This window comes from Caecibacter sp. AF58-12pH5A, assembly GCF_027681725.1.
GTDB lineage: Bacteria > Bacillota > Negativicutes > Veillonellales > Megasphaeraceae > Megasphaera > Megasphaera hominis.
Map to the genome: position 1 here is coordinate 25,693 of NZ_JAQDBC010000002.1, position 18,663 is coordinate 44,355.

An 18,663-nucleotide genomic window follows, 5' to 3' on the forward strand; every position below is an offset into this window, starting at 1 on the left:
CAAAAAAGAAGCTGATTGCCTAGTGCGACCGGCTTCTTTTTTGTTGCTTTTTTCTGCAAATTTAATTTACAACACTTAAAAAATGCTTGCTTTTTATTTTGCTCACCTATCATTATAATTAATTTAGATAAAAGAGTTTACTGTTCGTAATCTTACAGGGACTTCGAAAGAATGAGAGAGGTGTAATGAAATGGGAAAGCAAGCATTAGAGGGTGTCCGGATTTTGGACATAGCGACGGTTATTGCCGCACCGTGGGCAGCTGGGCTGCTGGCAGATTTGGGTGCTGAAGTGATTAAGGTGGAAATGACCGGACGGGGTGATGCCTTCCGGGCTATGGGTCCGTTGAAGGATGGCAAGAGTATTCGCTGGCCTTCTATGGGGCGCAACAAAAAGAGTGTTACCTTAGATTTTCACTATGAAGAGGGAAAGAAGCTGTTCCTCAAGCTGGTGGAAAAGAGCGATGTCGTTATTGAAAATTTCAAGACCGGTACGCTGGATAAATGGGGTATTGGCGTCGATGTCATGCGCCAGGTCAATCCGGATATTATCGTGCCCCATGTCACGGGCTATGGCCAGACCGGGCCGTATCGCAAGCTGGCCGGATTGGGTACGCCCTTGCAGGCGTTTTCCGGTATGACGTATATGCAGGGCTATCCTGACCGGCCGCCTGTGAGCCCGCCCTTTGCCTTAGCCGATTATGTGGCCGGCCTGTATGCGGCCATGGGCACTATGGTTGCTCTCTACCACCGGGATGCCTTGAAGGGGAAGGCCCAGGAAATCGATGTCAGCTTGTATGAAGGTATTTTCCGTATGGAAGAGGCTATGATCGCCCAGTATGATTTAATGGGGACAATCAGGGAAAGAAGCCCCATGCCTAGTGGCGCTTCGTGCCCTATCGGTACCTTTGAAACGGCCGACGACAAGTATGTCATCATCGTGTGCAGTACGAATCCGGTCTTTGAGCACTTGTGTGATGCCATGGGAAAACGGGACGAATGGCTGCCCAAATACGCAGTAGCCGGCGACCGGATCAAGGATCCCAAGCCCATCATGACGGCTGTCAGCGAATGGGTAAAACAGCATACCTTTGCGGAATTAAAGAAAAAATGCGATGCTGCCGGTGTGCCCATTTCTACAATTTACAATATCAAGGACTGTTTTGAAGATCCCCAATACCAGGCGCGTCATGACATTGTCGATGTGCCCTGCGAGGAATTCGGCTCTGTCAAAATGCCGGGTATCGTGCCTGTCTTTTCGGAAACGCCTGGGGAAATCAAATGGGCCGGACAGAAGCTGGGTGCCGCTAATGAAGAGATATATGGTGAACTGCTGGGCCTTTCTGAAGCGGAACTGGCTGATCTGAAGCAGAAGAAGATTATTTAACAGGCAGTGGACGAACACCTTCTTCTTCGTGGAGTTAGGACATCGTCCTTACAAGGAGACCCTATTATGGAAATGGACGTATTGGCGCTTATGCTTTTCATTGCTGCCATCATCATAGCCTTTGCAAGGCACGTGAATGTTGGCATCGTAGCCTTGGCCGTAGGTGTGATTAGTGTCCGTATTTTCGACATGACAGATAAGACACTGATTAGCGGCATCAGCAGTTCTATGTTTTGTACGTTAGTTGGGATTACCTTGCTTTTTGCTGTCATTAAAGATACAGGTGCATTGGATTTACTGGCAAGAAAAATTGTGGCTGCTACAGGCAACCGCGTGTGGCTGCTGCCCATTGCCATGTACATTGCCGGCTTTATCGTAGCCGGCGTTGGCCCTGGGGCGATTCCGGCCTTGGCTATTATTCCGGCCCTGGCTGTAACGACAGCCATTCAGGTGGGCTATAATCCGTTAATGCTGGCAATCATTGGCAACTTGGGCCTATTGGCCGGCCGCATGACGGTGCTAACGCCGGAAGCGGCCATCATTACCGATGCGGCTGCGAAGGCCGGTATTAGTAACGTCATGGTGACTATTTTGCTTTGTCAAACGCTGACTACGCTGGTATATAGTATTATTGTTTTCATTGCCTATAAAGGCTACAAATTGAAGACGCCCTTGCATGAACGGGAAACGGACTTGCCGGCATTTACAAAGAAGCAGCTCCTTTCCTTGAGCGGTATTATTATGATGCTGGCGTTTATGATCGTTTTAAAGATCAATATCGGTCTGGCTGCTTTTGCGTCGGCTGCCATCTTGGTTCTCTGTGGCGTAGCCAAGGATAGCGAATGCCTGAAGCATCTGCCTTGGGGGACGATTCTCATGGTTTTAGGTGTCGGTGCCCTGCTCGGCGTCGTCGACAAGGTTGGCGGCATCAAGCTCATGAGTGCGTCTATTTCCTCCATTATGACCAGCTCGACGGCCACGCCGCTGATGGGGATTTCTGCAGGCCTCCTCAGCCTGGTAAGCTCGGCCCTTGGCGTAGTTTATCCGACGATGATGCCCATGTGTGTCGATATTGCCAATCAGGTGGGTGGCGTCAGCCCGGTTGCCTTGATGGCAGCCGTTGGTTCTGGCGGCTCTATGGCCGGTATGTCGCCTATGTCTACAGGCGGTGCCTTGATCCTGGCGACCATTGGCTCTAATGTAGAAAACTTTACGTCGGCAAAGCAGATGAAACTATTCGTCCAGTTGCTGTTTTTGGCGGCAGGGGCACTGCTCGTAGTCGCCATCGTATCGGGCTTAACCTTTGATGCCATTACAAATCTCACCTTCCACCCGTGAGATACAATTCCATAGAAGCACAAAAAAAGAAGCAGTTTGCCTAGTGCGGCTGCTTCTTTTTTTGTGCGTCTATTCTGCAAATTTAATTTACAACACTTAAAAAATGCTTGCTTTTTATTTTGCTTACCTATCATTATAATTAATTTAGATAAAAGAGTTTACTGTTAGTAATCTTACGGAGTCTTTGAGAGAAAGAGAGAGGTGTAAGGAAATGAGGAAGCAAGTAGTACAGTGTTTTCTGATTTTAGGCAGCGTGGCACGTATTGTTACAGCGGGGACAGCCGGGCCGGGCGCTGCTGATGAAGAGGTATATGGTGAACTGCCGGGCCATTCTGATGCGGAACTGGCCGGTCTGAAGCAGAAGAAGAGTATTTAACAGATGGCAGGGAGGTCGAAAAAATGGCTCAAGAAACACCTACATTGGAAAAGAAGAAAAGGTCTTTTCCTCATATTCACGAATATCTCGTCGTCATTGCTATGTTGTTGCTCGCCTGTGTCTTTACGTATGTCATTCCGGCCGGCGAATATTCCAAAATGACGAACGAAGTAGGCAAACAGGTCGTAGACCCCAACGGGTTCCACTTTATTGCCAATACGCCGGTCAGTCCGGTCTATATGTTAAATATGATTTATGAGGGCTTTGTCAAACAGGCAAAACTGATTTTTACGATGTTCTTTATTGCCGGCGGCGTGCAGATGATTATTGATACCCAGTCTATTCACGCCTTAATGCGTATTTTGGCAACCAAGTACAGTAAGACGCCGCGCATGACGATTATCGTCATGATGCTGGCCTTTGGGGCTATGAGTGTGCCCATTCAGATGAACTATTTTATCCCTTTCAGCACGGTCGTATTGATGCTTTGCCTGATGATGGGCTATGATGCCGTTACGGCAGCGGCAGTCATTATTACGGCGTCTTCCTTTGGCTCTACGTGCGGCATGCTGAATATCAGCACGACGGCGATTGCCAATGAAATGGCCGGCCTGCCTTTGTACCATGGCATGGGCTTTCGCTGGGTCGGCTTTGTTGGCTTGTGGCTGCTGACGACGTGGTTTATTTGCCGCTATGCCGAACGCGTCCGGCTCCACCCGGAACAAAGTGTGGCCTATGGGATTCCCAATTTGGTGCAGCCTGGCGACCCCGAATCGCTGACCGTCATGGAACGGCGTCATGTCCTGGCGTTACTGGTCTTAGTCGGCGGTGTCGTAGCGCTCATCATTGGCTGTTCGTACTACAAGTGGAGCTACGAAGAAACGGGCGTATGCTTCCTGTTCACAGGGATTTTGGCAGCCATAGCCGGGAAAATGAACGCAAACCAAATGTGCAATAGCTTTGTTGCCGGCTGCAAGACGATCATGGGTGCCTGTATTATGATTGGCATTGCCCGCTCGGTGGCGATTGCCATGACGGATGGCCATATTCTCGATACGGTCGTTTATTATATTGCCCAGGGACTGGATTCCTTCCACCCTCTCATTCAGGCGCCTATGATGTTCTGGGCCCATACGATTATCAATTTCTTCGTGACCAGTGGCAGTGGCCAGGCTAATGTAACGATGCCTGTATTCCTGCCGGTAGCCCAATTGATTGGCATGACGCCGGAAACGGCTATTTTGGCACTGAATTATGGCGATGGCCTGAGTAACTATATTTATCCTCACTCGTCGTCTCTCATGGCCTTTTTGACGGCCTGTGGCGTCGGCTACGGTACGTGGATGAAGTTCATGGGCAAACTGTTTGGCCTTTGGTTTGTCTTTGCCAGCCTGTTCATGATGCTCGCCGTTGTCGTCGGTTATGAATAAGTACGTGACACAAAGGAATGTGCCGGCCTATGAGAGCCGCAGCCTGCTTCCTTTGTATATACGAAGCCCCCGGGAATGACGCCGTATGGCGCCGTTCCCGGGGGCTTTGTCGTGTCATATCGTTTCCGGATCGTAGTCGGTATAGGGCTTGCATTGTTCCCGTATGAGCTTGATCAGGGCCTGGCCGTATGAGGGAAAGACGCGGTCTTTCCGGTAGGCAAGGTGTAATTGGTTGGTCTCTTCCAAAAAGCGGATGGGAAAGGCATAGAGCTTGTTTTGCGTATGCTGGTTGATCAGCTTCAGGTTGGGAAGATACATGGTCAGGCAAAAGCTGGCGGCGTAGTTTAAGGTCGTCAGGCGGTGATGCAGGTCCGGATGGCTGGAGGTATGGATACAATGCAGTTCGATCTGCTGCTGTTGCAGCAAGCGGGCGATAATCTGGGACGAATTATACGTAGGCATATTGAAGGCAAAGGGGATGTGCGTGAATTTCCGTAAATCGGCACCGTGGCGGAACTCTTGGATGCACGCCGGATAGGCTTGGGGAAAATATTGCTGCAGCATTTCCTCACTGATGACTACGTATAGCCGTTCTTCCAGGATTAAGCGGCTCTGGATGAAACGGGACGGCTTTTTGGGCGCCCCTAAGATGATCAGGTCGAGCTGATTGTTTAACAGCATTTCTTCCAAGGCTGGTGAATTGGCACTCGTTACCTCTAATTGCACATGAGGGAACAGCTGGCTGTACGTGCCAATGAGGTGGGGCATAAAGATCGGGAAACGGCCTTCTGTCGTGCCCAGACGGATGACGCCGGAGTTGCCTTCCTTCACTTCTTCAAAGTGCTGACAGAGACTGCTTTCCAGGGCTTCTACTTGACGGATGTTTTCTAAAAAGAGTTCCCCTTCTTCGGTCAATTGGAATTTGGGCTTCCGATAAAATAGCATGACGCCGCATTCCTGTTCCAGATTGGTTAAATAATGGCTCAAGGCCTGATGGGTAATATATAAGGTTTCGGCCGCTTTGGTAATATTTTTTTCCTTGGCCAGGGCGATGAAATAACGGTATTTTTCGAACATAGGCAGCTCCCGTCTGGATCGACAGCAGGCGCCATCAAGGCGTAAAGCCTTCTGTATTGATCCGGTACAACATTTCCTGTAATTGGGCCAATTCCTCCGTGCTCAAGGCGTGAAAGAATTTCTTTTCCATTTCCCGTATCTTCTGGTTTATCCGGTAATACTCCCTTTCGCCGCTCGGCGTGAGGGATACTTTTTTTTCGCGCTGGTCTGTCCCGGTGACTTCTTCGATATAGCCTTTGTCGAGAAATTTTTTTTTGATGGCCGTAATGGCTGAGTTATTGATCATGTAATAGCGGGCAATAGCGACCAGTGTCGTCGGCTGGTTGTGGGCGACGTAGACCATAAACGTCCATTGGGAATAGGTGAAGCCGAATTCTTTCAGTGCTTCCTTGTCGGCGACGATCATGCGCCGCGTGGCGTAGGATAATTCTTGGAACGGTGGGTTCATACAAACACTTCCTCAGCAGGTATGGCGTGACAGCAAAACAGTAATATTACATTTTATTATTAATAATCAAAGGGGTATATGCCGGACGATTCAAAAAACGAGCCAGGCCGCGTACGGGCCATGACTGGTGCAGGATTAAAACAAATAAAGAATAAGGACGTATTTAATAAAAAAATAAGAATGGCGAATTTTATACTTAAAGAATAGCAGAAAATATAAAGACCTGGAAAATAGTATTTTTTTATGAAGGGCATAAACAAGTACTATTTTTCTTATGGGAGCAACCTAGCTTATAATAAGCTCATAGTTTGAATGTCATAAAGTCATGGAAGAAGAGAGAGGAGTTTGTGAGAAAAATATGAAAAAGGACATGCTTATCAAAAACGGGCATATTATCGACCCGGCAAACGGGCGCGACGCATTGGGTGATCTCTATATTCACAATGGACGCATCGTAGCGCCGCAGGATTGCCCTAACCCGGAAATCGTCATCGATGCTACTGGCAAATATGTGTTCCCGGGCCTGATTGATTACCATGCACACGTGTTTAAAGATAGTACGGATATTGGCATTGATACGGATCGAAACTATTTCCCTCAGGGCGTGACGGCTGTCGTAGATGCCGGGAGTGCCGGCGTGAGTACGATGAAGACCTTCATTTCTGATGTCGTAGAACGTTCATTTATGAACGTACAGTGCTACCTCAACCTCTGTCCGGCCGGCCTGGCGACGATGAAATACCATGAAAGCTATGACCCGGCCTATTGGGATTTGGACAGAATGGCGGCATACCTGGCAACATATCCTGATACCATTCAGGGCTTAAAGATCCGGATCAGCAAGCCGATTATTAAGGAAAACGGTTTCGAAATCTTTAAAAAGGCCGCGGCAACAGCCCGGCAGCTGGGAACGCGCCTGTGTGTCCATGTGACCAACCCGCCGGTAGATATGGGACAGGTCGCCTCAGTCCTGGATGCCGGTGACGTGCTGGCCCATTGCTTCCACGGTACAGGCAACACGATTATCGGTGAAGACGGCAAGGTTCTGCCAGGGGTACAAGACGCAAAAGCCCGGGGCGTCGTCATGGACGCGGCTAACGGCGGCAACCATTGGTCCTTTGCCGTAGCCGAACAGGCCCTGGCCGATGGCTTTAAGCCGGATATCATTTCGACGGATATTACGGGCAAGACACTCTTTAAGGATCCTGTTTTCAGCCTGCCTTATATTATGTCCAAATATCTGCTCTTGGGTCTTTCCCTCTACGATGTCATTGCAGCCTGCACGGCAACGCCGGCTAAGCTCATGCACGGCAAGGAACGGTTAGGGACGCTGAGCATTGGCGCCCAGGCCGACGTAGCCGTTTTCGATTTGGTTCCGGCACAGATCGTGTTCAGCGATACGCTGAAAGAAAAACGGACGGGCCAGCAGGTACTGGAACCGCTCATGACGATTTGCAAGGGTGAAGCTGTGTATCGGAACATTACCTTTTAATTGAACTGACTACTTACTACATAAATGAGGTGTCGAATCATGCGATGGTTAAAATGGATCGTCCTTTTTCTGGTTCCCTTGGGAATCATCCTGTCACCCGTTCCGGCGGGCCTTTCTCCCGAAGCGTGGCGCATGTTTGCCGTGTATAGTGCGGCTATCTTAGGCTTGATTTTACAGCCTGCCGGCGTATCGGTCGTCATGCTGGTCGTCATTGCCTTTGGTTCCTTTGTCGTACCTATGTCCAGCCTTTTGAGCGGCTATGGGAACTCGACGGTATGGCTTGTATTTTCTGCCTTCCTGATTACCCAGGCCTTCATCGATACGGGCCTTGGCAAGCGCGTCGCCTACTGGATGATCAAGCTCTTTGGCAAATCTTCCTTGGGCTTGGTATACGGCCAGATGATTACGGACTTATTGCTCAGCCCGGCAACGCCGTCTAATACGGCCCGTTCCGGCGGCATCATTTACCCTATCTTTAAAAACGTTGCTATGGCTCTCGGTTCGGAAGCCGGCCCGACAGGCCGGAAGATCGGCTCGTACATTACGCTGGCCGGGTATGCCATCAGTATGTCTACGTCGGCTGTCTTCCTGACTGCCTGTGCGCCGAATATCCTGACTGCCGGTATTGCTGCGGATATTTTGAAGATTAACGTCGGCTGGATGCAGTGGTTTGTCTATATGTCCGTACCGGCCCTGCTGGTTTGCGTAGCCGTTCCGTTCATTGTGTACAAGCTCTATCCGCCGGAAATCAGATCCATCCCCAATTACAAGGAATTGGCACAGCAGGGTCTGGCTGAACTGGGCCCCATGACGGGCAAAGAAAAAGCCTTGCTCGTACTCTTCCTCCTGGCCATTATCGGTTGGTCTACAGGCTCGTACACTAAGCTTGCAGCCACGCACGTAGCTTTACTGTTTTTTGCCGGCGCGTCTATCCTGAAGCTCCTGGATTGGCAGCATGTATTGGCCAATAAGGGCGCCTGGAATACCTTCATGTGGTATGGTGCCATCATGGGCTTTAGCGGTGTTTTGGCCAAAGCGAAGTTCTTCGATTGGTTAGCCGGTGTCTTTGGCAATACGGTTAGCTTTGACGGGATCAATCCGGTCATCATCCTGTTTGCCTTGCTGGTCATTTCCGTTCTGGTCCGCTATTTGTTTGCCTCGATGGGCGCGTATGTAGCCGCTTTCATGCCGGTCCTCTTTACGGTAGGCATGCTGGCACAGGTGCCGCCTGTACCGTTGTTCCTCCTGTTGGCCGCTTCGAGTGCCTATGGCTGCCTGACAACCCATTACGGTGGTGCCGTCGGCCCGGTCATGTTTGGTACCGGTTACGTAGCACAAAAGGACTGGTGGACCATTGGTGCCATCATCGCTGCCTTCAACGTAGTCGTCTATATGACAGTGGGCATGGGCTTCTGGAAAATCATCGGTTTATGGTGATCTCAAGCAAATATAACGTTATTTAGAATGAGACATCATAAAAATTCTTAATATTCCGCATAAAAGTAAAGTATTTTACAACACCTTATCCGAGGAGTACATTGGTTATGAAAGGAAGGAAACCTGCTTATGACTTTCGGTTCACTACCGGAGTAAGAGTCAGGCAGGCTTCCTGATAAGGAATGAGAGAAATCGGAGTGCATTGAGCTGAAAAGAGAGGTTGAAAGAAAAGATGGGCAAATTTGAATTCAATGAAAAATTATGTAAGGCCTGTGGCATCTGTGCCGTCTTGTGTCCTAAGCAAGTGTACGACAGAGATGAAGAAGGCAAACCAATATTTGCAAGACCGGAGGATTGCATCGACTGTAAGCTTTGTGAATTACGATGCCCGGACTTCGCTATTCGGATGGGGGAGAATGAATAATGGAAAACACGTATGAAATCATGACAGGGAATGAAGCCTGTACACATGCTGCCATTGCAGCAGGAATGAGATTCTTTGCAGGGTATCCCATCACACCGGCAACGGAAATTGCAGAATTATCTTCGGAATGGCTGCCGAAAGTGGGCGGCAAATACATGCAGATGGAAGACGAACTGGCTTCCATGGCCGCTATCATCGGTGCTTCCAGCGCCGGCGCCAAAGCCATGACGGCTACGAGCGGCCCGGGGTACTCCCTGATGCAGGAAAATTTAGGCTACGCAGCCATGGCTGAAGTACCTATCGTCGTTGCCTACGCTATGCGCCAGGGCCCCTGCCAGGGCGTCGCTACACTGCCGGCACAGGGCGATATCATGCAGGTACGCTGGGGCGTTCACGGTGATCATCCGATCATCGCCGTCGCACCGGCTTCGGTTGGCGAAGTGTACACAGAAACCATCCGGGCCTTCAACCTGGCAGAAACCTACCGCGTTCCCGTCGTCATCATGACCGACGCCATGCTGGCTCACATGAGTGAACGTATCCGCATTCCCGACAGCTCGGAATATGAATGCGTAGAACGGAAACGGCCGACGTGCCCGCCGGAAGAATTCAAACCCTTCGCCGATGACGGAACGGGCATTCCTCCCATGGCTTCCTTCGGTGATGGCTATCGCTGGTACTGCAGCGGCCTCATTCATGATGAAACAGGCTTCCCTGTATCGGATAATCCCCAGCTGACATCGGACTCGATCAAACGCCTCGTCGGCAAAGTAGAAAACAATCTCAAAGATATTGAATCGTATGAAGAATACAAGACGGAAGATGCAGAATATCTCATCGTATCTATCGGACTTTTATCCAGATCGGTAAAAGATGCTGTCGATCAGGCCCGTCAGGAAGGCATCAAGGTTGGCGTGTTCCGCCCCATTACGGTTTGGCCTTTCCCGGAACAGCGCTTGGCCGAACTGAGCCAGAATAAACGCAAGCTGTTTGTATGTGAAATGAACGAAGGCCAGCTGTATCACGTAGTACGCGAATCGGCAGGGGTAACGCCGGTTGTCCAGATCACACAGAATAACGGCAAAATGATTGCAGCAGAAACGATTCTGAAAGCTCTTAAGGAGGAAATCTAAATGTCTGAAAAGCAGCATGTGTTCGATACATTTTTACGGCAAGATAAACTGCCTCATATCTGGTGCCCGGGCTGTGGCAACGGGATCGTCATCAACGCGTTGATCCGGGCTATTGAAAAGACGGAAATTGATCCGGATAACGTCGTTATCGTATCCGGTATCGGCTGTTCCAGCCGTGCCAACGGCTACATGAACTTCTGCGCACTGCATACGAATCACGGCCGTGCCTTACCGTATGCAACGGGCGTCAAGATGTTCAATCCGAAGCTGAAAGTCATCGTCGTAACCGGTGATGGCGACTGCACCTCCATCGGCGGCAATCACTTCATTCACGCGTGCCGCAGAAACATCGATATTACGACGGTTGTCTTCAACAACAATAACTACGGCATGACCGGCGGCCAGTTCTCGCCGACGACGCCGTTGGGCAGCAAGACCAAGACCAGCGTCTATGGCAGCATTGATACGCCCTTCGATATTTGCTCCCTCGCTGCTGCCGCCGGTGCCACGTATGTAGCCCGTTCGACTGTATATCACGTAAATATGCTGATCAATCAGATTGCTGAAGGCATTAATCACCAAGGTTTCTCCGTTGTCGAAGCTATTTGTGATTGCCCGACCTTGTATGGCCGTCTCAACAAAAAAGGCGCAGCACCGGATATGCTGCTGGGTTTCAAAGAAAACGCTGTCATGAAAGCCAAGGCTGACACGATGACAGAAGAAGAATTGAAAGGCAAGATTGTAATCGGTAACTTCGCAAAACGGGTTGACCGGAAAGAATATACAGCACAGTACGATTCTATTATTGAAAGCGCGAAAGGTGGTCATTAATTATGAAAAACAATCATTATGAAATCAGATTCGGTGGTTCCGGTGGTCAGGGCATGATGTTATTGGGCGATATTTTCGCTAAAGCAGCCGGTGAATTGGCTGAACGGGAAGTTGTTTTGACCCGCTCTTATGGTCCGGAAGCCCGCGGCGGTGCATGCCGTTCCGAATTGATCTCTGATACAGAACCGATCAATTATCCGTCTGTACGTAAACCGAATTTCGTCCTCGCTATGTCCCAGCTCGCCTGCGACAAATATTGCAAGGACATGGATCCCAACGGCATCCTCTTGATCGAACCGAAATTCGTACACCACGTACCGGCTCATATTAAAAACGTATACTCCATTCCTATGACGCAGCTGGCGATCGACGAAACAGGCAAAAAAGTAGCCGCTAACGTTGTTGCGATCGGTGCTATTGCCGCCTTGTCCGGCTTCGTCGATGTAGAACTCGTACGCAAAGCCGTTCAGGAACATTTCAAACCGGCCCTGAGAAAAGCCAACGACAAAGCCTTTGATGCCGGCGTACGGGCAGCACGGGAAGAAATGGAACAGCTGGATCAGCAGGAATCCAAGTCTGCATAAGCTAGAGGAAGAGAAGTTCTATATCGGATAATGGAGAGTGAGTGGCATGGCAGCAGCATTAGAAGGTATTCGCGTACTTGATACGTCGACGGTTATTGCAGGACCCTTTGGCGCCGCCTTATTAGGTGATTTTGGTGCCGACGTATTAAAAGTCGAAATGCCGGGAAAAGGGGATTCCGGCCGTAATATGGGCCCCTTGTACGAAAAGAAGTCCTTGCGTTGGGCTTCCTTCGCCAGAAACAAGCGCAGCATTACGCTGGACCTGAGAAAGGAAGAAGGCAAGGATATTTTCCTCAAGCTCGTAGCGCAGAGCGATATTATCATTGAAAATTTCCGGACGGGGACATTCGATAAATGGGGTCTGACGTACGAAACATTAAAGAAAGCCAACCCTAAGATTATCGTCATCCGCATTACGGGCTATGGCCAGACCGGCCCGAACAAGAAGCTCGCAGGCTTCGGTACGCCGGCAACGGCTTTCTCGGGCCTGACCTATATGACCGGTTATCCGGACAGACCGCCGGTCAATCCGCCTATTTCCCTGTGTGATTACGTGGCTGGGTTATATACAGCCTATGCAGCTATGGTTTGTATTCACCACCGCGACAAGACAGGCGAAGGCCAGGAAGTAGACCTGAGCTTATATGAAGGCATTTTCCGCATGCTTGAAGGGGCCGTTGCCAATTATGATATTGCCGGCCAGATTACGGAACGGAGACCGAGCATCAGCGGTTCTGCCAGCCCGTCTGGTACCTTCAAGACACGGGATGGCAAATGGGTCGTTCTGGTTTGCAGCACCGATAGAACCTTTGAATATTTTGCCAAGGGCATTGGCCGGGAGGATCTCCTGGCAGATGACCGGTTTAATACAAACGGTGCCCGCGTAAAGAACAATTCCTTAGTCGAAGAAATTGTCATCGATTGGATGGGTAAACACGACTATAAAGATATTAAGGCCACGCTGGATGAAGCGGGTGCTCCTGTCAGCCTCGTATACAGCATGGAAGATATCTTTGAAGATCCCCACTATGCAGCACGGGAAGATATCGTAGAAGTTCCCTACTCTGAATTTGGCAAGATTAAAATGCCCGGCGTTGTACCTAAACTGAGTGCTACTCCCGGTGAAATTAAATGGGCTGGCCCGAAATTAGGACAGCACAATAAAGAAGTATATGAAGAATTAGTTGGTTTGGACGATAAAGACCTGGAAGCATTGAAAGAAAAGGGCATTATCTGATTTCATTACACGAGGAGTCGATAGAAATGGAAAATTCAGTAACGTGGCCTAAGCAAGTTACGATTTGTGAAGTTGGTTTACGTGATGGTTTACAGAATGAAAAGACATTGCTTAGCGTCGATGACAAATTGCGCTTATTAAACTCGGTCGTTGCATCGGGCGTAAAGGTTATTGAAATTGGTTCCTTTGTACATCCTAAGGCTGTACCGGCAATGGCTGAAACGGATAAATTAGTAGCAGCCATGCAAAAGGTACCGGGCGTAGAATACCGCGCCTTGGTTCCGAACCTGAAAGGTGTAGAAAGAGCCTTCCAGTGCGGTATCAAAAAGGTAAAATTGACCGTATCTGCCAGCGAAGCCCATTGCATCAATAACTTTAACAAGACGCCGTTGGAAATGATGGAAGGCTTTACTAAGTGCGTTGACTTTGTCCGTAAAAACGGTATGGAAGTTTCCGGTGCTATTTCGACTTCCTTCGGCTGCCCCTTCCAGGGTAAAGTGCCTGTGGAACAAGTAGAACGCGTCGTAGACCGCTTCTTGAATCTGGGCATTACAGAATTATCCTTGTCCGATACGACGGGTATGGCAAATCCCCGTCAGGTATACGAATTGGGTTCGTATATGGTAAAACGGTATCCGCAAGTGCGTTGGGTCATGCATTTCCATAACACGCGGGATATGGCCTTAGCCAACATTGTAGCAGCCATGCAGGCGGGCATTACCGTGTTTGATGGCGCTTTCGCCGGCCTCGGCGGCTGCCCCTTCGCTCCTGGGGCTTCCGGCAACGTAGCGACGGAAGATGTCATTCATATGTTACACGAAATGGGCATTGACACAGGCATTGATCTGTTGAAAGCCATGGATACAGCCAGATTGGCACAGAAACTGGTCGGTCATGAAACAGACAGCGCCGTATTAAGAGCCGGCCGCTGTGAAGACCTGACAAAAGAAAAAGCAAAGAAACAAAAACTAGCATAAGACAACACGCGAACGGTGAAAGGTGAAAAGTCCCTTGTGGCTTTTCACCTCTTGCTGTATCTAAAATAATAATGCAAAATGCCTGTTCCTGTGGTACGATAGGATAAGATTATTAAAACCCGGGGATCGCCTATTGCCCATACGGGAACAAGCTGCATAGGCATAGAATGGCCTGGTGATTGGTGAGTGCCTGGCTAACGGGCAGGGGGATACCCGGTGTGCCGCGGCAAACGAGTGGGGGAACGCTAACGTATTAGGGATAAAATAGGGCTCTTTTATTTTTTGTTGTGAAAAATAAGCGGTCTGCAGGCTTATTTTTTCATTTAGAATAGTAAGAGACTATTTACTGCCCAGCGGGATGGCACTTCAATGGACTATCTTGCTGGCTATAGGGAAGCTGTTGTGCAAGGAGGTTTAATATGGACGAAAGAGATTGGTCAATTATCAGTGCACTCTACAAATATAAAAATATCACGAAAGTAGCGGATATTTTTTATATTTCCCAGCCGGCCGTTACGACGCGGATCAAAAATATAGAAGAAAATCTGGGCTATAAACTGATCCACCGTTCGAATAAAGGCATTACCTTTACGGCACACGGCGAGTATGCAGCCCAGTTTGCCAATAAAATATTGGCGGAAGTCAATGATTTCAAAAACAACCTGGCCGACGTAGGCAAGGGCGTCGTAGGGACGCTGAAAATCGCGTCGCCAAGCATTATTGGCCGCTACTATTTGCCGGCCTTTTTGGAAAAATTTCAAAGCTATTACCCGAAGGTGAAGTTTGAAATCTACATCAAATCGAGTACAGAAATATTGAAATTAGTCAATTCCGGGCTGATTGATTTTGGTTTTACGAAGCATTGCGACAATTACGTAGAAGAAGAAAAACATCTGTTGCTCACGTATCCTGTATTAGTCGTCAACAAGGAACCCTTTGAATTGGCAGATTTGCCGAATATGAAATTAGTTTCTTACCCCTACGAAACCTATTATTATGAAGCCCTGCAGCGCTGGTGGCGCGATCATTTCGAGCAGCAGCCACAAATCGGCAGCCGTGTAACGAACTTGGATTTGTGTAAGGAAATGGTCTTCAGCGGCTTAGGCTACGGCTTTTTGCCGGATATTCTGGTGCCCGAATGTCCGTACCCCTTAGTGACGAAGAAAATGTATAACAAGGACAAGACGCCGTTTACATGGAATACGTGGCTCGTGTTTAAGAAACAAACGCTGGATAATAAAATCTCCGATCTTTTCTATGAATACGCGAAAAAATCAAATTTTAGCGAGTTCCTCCGATCGAGAAATCAGATCAACGCCAATACCATTTACAAATAATGCATAATGCATAAAAAGGGTGTCATCCTGTGGTTAAAGGATGACACCCTTTTGTATATGCTAGTGGAGTGGTGGTTAGCACCTCATATTTATTTTGTTTCTTCGAGCTTCCGCAGAACTTCGTCGCCAACCTGGCTGGTCGTGGCTGTGCCGCCCAGGTCCGGCGTGAGGACTTTCTTTTCTACGAGCATGTCTTCAATGATGGCGATGAGCTTTTTGCCCCACTGGGGGTAGCCCAGGAAGTCGAGCATCTGGCTGGCAGACCAGACCGTAGCCAAGGGGTTGGCCTTGCCCTGGCCGGCAATGTCCGGTGCCGAGCCGTGGATGGGTTCGAACATGGACGGGAATTTCTTTTCCGGGTTCAGGTTGGCACCGGCAGCGAGGCCCATGCCGCCGGCAATGGCGGCGCCCAGGTCGGTGAGGATGTCGCCAAAGAGGTTGCTCGTGACGATGATCTGGAAGCGTTTCGGGTTTTTGACCATGAACATGCTGGCAGCGTCGACGAGGAGGGAATAGGTCTTGACGTCAGGGTATTCCTTGCCCACTTCGGCGAAGATCTGGTCCCAGAAGACCATGGAGTAGTTCAGGGCATTGCCCTTGCTGATGTTGGTCAGGGTCTTGTGTTCCTTGCGGGCCAGTTCGTAGGCATAGCGCATGACCCGTTCGCAGCCCTTGCGGGAGAAGACGCCGTTTTGGATGACTACTTCGTTGGGCTGGTCCTTGTAGAGCCAGGCACCGGAGCCGGCGTATTCGCCTTCGCTGTTTTCGCGGACGAAGGTCATGTCAATGTCTTCGCGTTTTACACCGGCCAAGGGGCACGGTGCGCCTTTCAGCAGTTTAACGGGACGCAGGTTGACATATTGGTCAAAGTCGTGACGGATGCGGATGAGCAGATCCCGCGACGTCACGCTGTTGGGTACGTCCGGTGAGCCTACAGCGCCGAGGAAGATGGCGTCAAAGGGACGGAGCTGATCGATACCGTCGTCAGGCATCATTTTCCCTGTTTTCAAATAATAGGCACTGCTCCAGGGAAAGTGCGTAAAGGAAAACTGGAAGGTACCGTCCAAGGCGGCTACCTCTTTCAATACTTTGACTCCTTCGGCCAGCACTTCCGGGCCGATGCCGTCGCCGGCGATGACAGCGATGTTGTACGTATGCATATGAAACCCTCCTAAACAAAAACGTATTCTTATCTTTAAAACTATCATACGCCTTTTGCAAAAGCTTGTATAATATAGCTTTTTGATTTTGCTATAAAGGATTTATATAGCAAACGAAAGCCGTCGTGCCATTATTTTTAGGTAATGGTTCAGGACGGCTTATTTTTATGGCACCAGGCACGTTTGGGCGAATTGGATGAACTGGCGTGCAGCCTTGGACAGATAATGGTCGTCTTTCCAGACGATGGCGATTTGCACGCGCAGGGGATCGCGCAAGGGAATGCCGCAAATGCCGGGCATGGACTGGCTCAGCTCGCGAAAGAGGAAGGCTGCGGCAATGTTGCGGCGCACGAATTCTCTGATCGTGTAGAGCTGGCCCGTTTGGAAGATGATGCGGGGCTCGTAGCCGGCCTGGGCAAAACGGCTTTGAATCAGGGCGTTTTGGGAAGCCCCTTTGTGGAACATGACCAGGGGCAGGTCCTTGATTTCTTCAATGGTCAGGCTTTCCTTTGTTGCCAGCGGATGGGACGCAGAGACACAAAAGACCGTTTCTGTTTCTCTGAGGGGCAGTACCTTGTAGGCGTCGTGTTCGACCAGGTTGCTCGTAACGATGGCAAAATCCAGGTCCCCCTTGTCCACTAAGGACAAGAGCTCCTGCGAGCCTCCTTCGCGGGATTCCAGCTTGATCTGGGGATAGGCCTGGTGAAAGCCTTCGTACAACGGGGGAAAGAGAATCGTGCCAATCATGGGCGGGATGCCCAAGTGGATGGGCGTGTGGTGCACGTTGAAGTCCTGCATAGAATCCTGCAGATACTGGGTCTGCTTCAGAATGTGCAGGGCCTGCTTGTTGAAAACGCGCCCGGCCTCGGTCAGGACAAAGCCTTTGTTGTTGCGCTGCATGAGCTGTACGCCAAATTCGTCTTCCAGCTCGTGAATCGACATGGAAATCGTAGGCTGGGAAATATGCAGCTCCTCTGCAGCCCGGCTGATACTGCCACTGGCACAGGCCTGGCAAAAATATACGAGTTGATTCAGCTTCATAGGTGCCTCCTGACCGTCAGAAATGGATGTGGTAGTCGCTTTCAGAAAACTTGTCCAAATAGGGCGTCAAATATTCCAGTACTTTGAGGGTATTGGCCGTAGGGAATTTGTGCGTCACGGCATAGCAAACGCGGTCAGGCGGACGGACCGAGAGGGAGAATATCTTGTACGGCTTGTACTGCTGGATGCAGCGGGCAATACTCAAGGGGAGGATGCTCCAATGATCGATCTGGTCTAGTAGGTAAGGGAGCAGAGAGACGGAATCAATCTGAAGGTTGCACTGGTCAGCCGGCGGGAACCATTGGTCATGCCAGAGTGTAAAGGTGGTCCCGGCAGCGTAGTAGATTTCGTCTTCCGGATTCAGATCCTGTAGTGAAAAAAATTTATTTTTCGGGCACTTGTACTCAGGACTACGGACGACGACCATAGGCTCAGAAAACCACTTGCGCACGATTGTCGTCGGCGTAATCTTTTCAATCAGCGTAAAGCCAATGTCGGCCTGACGGCTTTCGACGAGGTCGTAAACATCAGGGGAATGGACAGTTAGTATATTCAGCTTAAGGTCCGGGATTTCCTCATGCATGTGGGATAAGATAGAAGGGAAAATGGATTGGTTGAGACTACTCAGGGAAGCTAAGGTCAGCATGGGTTTAAAGCTGTGACTGTTCAATCCATGGGCCTTGGACCAAAGGGCTGTAATTTGGTTGGCAATTTCCAAGAGGTGTATGCCTGCCGGCGTCATGGAAAAGGTTTTTGTGCCCTTGCTGCGTTCGACCAAGGTTGTGCCCAGCTCTTCTTCCAGATTTTTCAGCTTTTTGCTGATTGTCGATTGGGACATATTGAGTTGTTTTGCTGCCTTTGACAGGCTTTGTGCCTTTGAAATGGCTAAGAATATTTCTAGGTCTGAAATATCATACATGGCTTATCGTACCTTGTCTAAAAGTGAAAAAAGAATAC

Annotated in this window: 18 protein-coding genes; 13 read left to right on the forward strand and 5 right to left on the reverse strand. The window is 49.6% G+C overall.

The window, feature by feature from the left end; all coding sequences use genetic code 11:
• Positions 1-190: 190 nt before the first annotated feature.
• The 4 genes from PGX44_RS01390 to PGX44_RS01405 all read left to right on the forward strand — a co-directional run bounded on the left by PGX44_RS01390 (position 191) and on the right by PGX44_RS01405 (position 4,528).
• Positions 191-1,384 (forward strand): CaiB/BaiF CoA transferase family protein, encoded by a 1,194-nt coding sequence (locus tag PGX44_RS01390; protein ID WP_498853953.1) that lies wholly within the window; start codon positions 191-193, stop codon positions 1,382-1,384.
• Between the two features lie 66 nt (positions 1,385-1,450).
• A complete protein-coding gene (locus PGX44_RS01395; RefSeq protein WP_498853954.1) occupies positions 1,451-2,722 on the forward strand; it encodes an SLC13 family permease in 1,272 nt (423 codons plus the stop codon).
• Between the two features lie 211 nt (positions 2,723-2,933).
• Positions 2,934-3,098 carry a hypothetical protein gene (locus tag PGX44_RS01400; protein WP_498853955.1) on the forward strand — a complete coding sequence of 55 codons (165 nt, stop codon included), beginning with the start codon at positions 2,934-2,936 and terminating at the stop codon, positions 3,096-3,098.
• Positions 3,099-3,121: 23 nt separating this feature from the next.
• On the forward strand, positions 3,122-4,528 hold the full coding sequence (locus PGX44_RS01405; RefSeq protein ID WP_498853956.1) for a YfcC family protein: 1,407 nt from the start codon (positions 3,122-3,124) through the stop codon (positions 4,526-4,528).
• A gap of 114 nt (positions 4,529-4,642) precedes the next feature.
• On the opposite strand, the gene PGX44_RS01410 is transcribed toward PGX44_RS01405, so the two are convergent.
• Both PGX44_RS01410 and PGX44_RS01415 read right to left on the reverse strand, forming a co-directional pair.
• Positions 4,643-5,605: a LysR family transcriptional regulator gene (locus PGX44_RS01410; protein WP_498853957.1), complete on the reverse strand. Its 963-nt coding sequence runs from the start codon at positions 5,603-5,605 to the stop codon at positions 4,643-4,645.
• A 34-nt stretch (positions 5,606-5,639) separates the two neighbouring features.
• Positions 5,640-6,053 carry a MarR family winged helix-turn-helix transcriptional regulator gene (locus PGX44_RS01415; protein WP_498853958.1) on the reverse strand — a complete coding sequence of 138 codons (414 nt, stop codon included), beginning with the start codon at positions 6,051-6,053 and terminating at the stop codon, positions 5,640-5,642.
• A 358-nt stretch (positions 6,054-6,411) separates the two neighbouring features.
• Here PGX44_RS01415 and PGX44_RS01420 point away from each other — a divergent pair, with 358 nt between their 5' ends.
• From PGX44_RS01420 to PGX44_RS01460, 9 genes are all read left to right on the forward strand, one after another.
• Complete coding sequence (locus PGX44_RS01420) at positions 6,412-7,545, forward strand: amidohydrolase family protein (RefSeq protein ID WP_498853959.1); 1,134 nt, start codon at positions 6,412-6,414, stop codon at positions 7,543-7,545.
• Positions 7,546-7,584: 39 nt separating this feature from the next.
• On the forward strand, positions 7,585-8,982 hold the full coding sequence (locus PGX44_RS01425) for a DASS family sodium-coupled anion symporter (RefSeq protein WP_498853960.1): 1,398 nt from the start codon (positions 7,585-7,587) through the stop codon (positions 8,980-8,982).
• A gap of 232 nt (positions 8,983-9,214) precedes the next feature.
• The gene (locus PGX44_RS01430) at positions 9,215-9,406 is read left to right on the forward strand and encodes a 4Fe-4S dicluster domain-containing protein (protein WP_186503755.1); all 192 of its coding nucleotides are present in this window, start codon (positions 9,215-9,217) and stop codon (positions 9,404-9,406) included.
• Complete coding sequence (locus PGX44_RS01435; protein WP_498853961.1) at positions 9,406-10,539, forward strand: 2-oxoacid:acceptor oxidoreductase subunit alpha; 1,134 nt, start codon at positions 9,406-9,408, stop codon at positions 10,537-10,539. The genes PGX44_RS01430 and PGX44_RS01435 overlap by 1 nt, the downstream gene beginning before the upstream one ends.
• Positions 10,540-11,370, forward strand: a complete 831-nt coding sequence (locus PGX44_RS01440) for a thiamine pyrophosphate-dependent enzyme (RefSeq protein ID WP_498853962.1) — start codon at positions 10,540-10,542, stop codon at positions 11,368-11,370.
• Between the two features lie 2 nt (positions 11,371-11,372).
• Positions 11,373-11,954, forward strand: coding sequence for a 2-oxoacid:acceptor oxidoreductase family protein (locus PGX44_RS01445; RefSeq protein ID WP_498853963.1), 582 nt, complete (start codon positions 11,373-11,375; stop codon positions 11,952-11,954).
• Positions 11,955-12,000: 46 nt separating this feature from the next.
• Positions 12,001-13,191, forward strand: a complete 1,191-nt coding sequence (locus PGX44_RS01450) for a CaiB/BaiF CoA transferase family protein (protein ID WP_498853964.1) — start codon at positions 12,001-12,003, stop codon at positions 13,189-13,191.
• Between the two features lie 26 nt (positions 13,192-13,217).
• Positions 13,218-14,168 carry a hydroxymethylglutaryl-CoA lyase gene (locus PGX44_RS01455; protein WP_498853965.1) on the forward strand — a complete coding sequence of 317 codons (951 nt, stop codon included), beginning with the start codon at positions 13,218-13,220 and terminating at the stop codon, positions 14,166-14,168.
• Positions 14,169-14,587: 419 nt separating this feature from the next.
• Entirely contained in the window at positions 14,588-15,505 is a 918-nt protein-coding gene (locus PGX44_RS01460) for a LysR family transcriptional regulator (RefSeq protein ID WP_498853966.1), read from the forward strand.
• A gap of 89 nt (positions 15,506-15,594) precedes the next feature.
• Here PGX44_RS01460 and PGX44_RS01465 read toward each other — a convergent pair whose 3' ends face one another.
• The 3 genes from PGX44_RS01465 to PGX44_RS01475 all read right to left on the reverse strand — a co-directional run bounded on the left by PGX44_RS01465 (position 15,595) and on the right by PGX44_RS01475 (position 18,625).
• Positions 15,595-16,665, reverse strand: coding sequence for a tartrate dehydrogenase (locus PGX44_RS01465; protein ID WP_498853967.1), 1,071 nt, complete (start codon positions 16,663-16,665; stop codon positions 15,595-15,597).
• A gap of 165 nt (positions 16,666-16,830) precedes the next feature.
• The gene (locus PGX44_RS01470; protein ID WP_498853968.1) at positions 16,831-17,706 is read right to left on the reverse strand and encodes a LysR family transcriptional regulator; all 876 of its coding nucleotides are present in this window, start codon (positions 17,704-17,706) and stop codon (positions 16,831-16,833) included.
• Between the two features lie 16 nt (positions 17,707-17,722).
• Positions 17,723-18,625: a LysR family transcriptional regulator gene (locus tag PGX44_RS01475; RefSeq protein WP_498853969.1), complete on the reverse strand. Its 903-nt coding sequence runs from the start codon at positions 18,623-18,625 to the stop codon at positions 17,723-17,725.
• Positions 18,626-18,663: the final 38 nt, after the last annotated feature.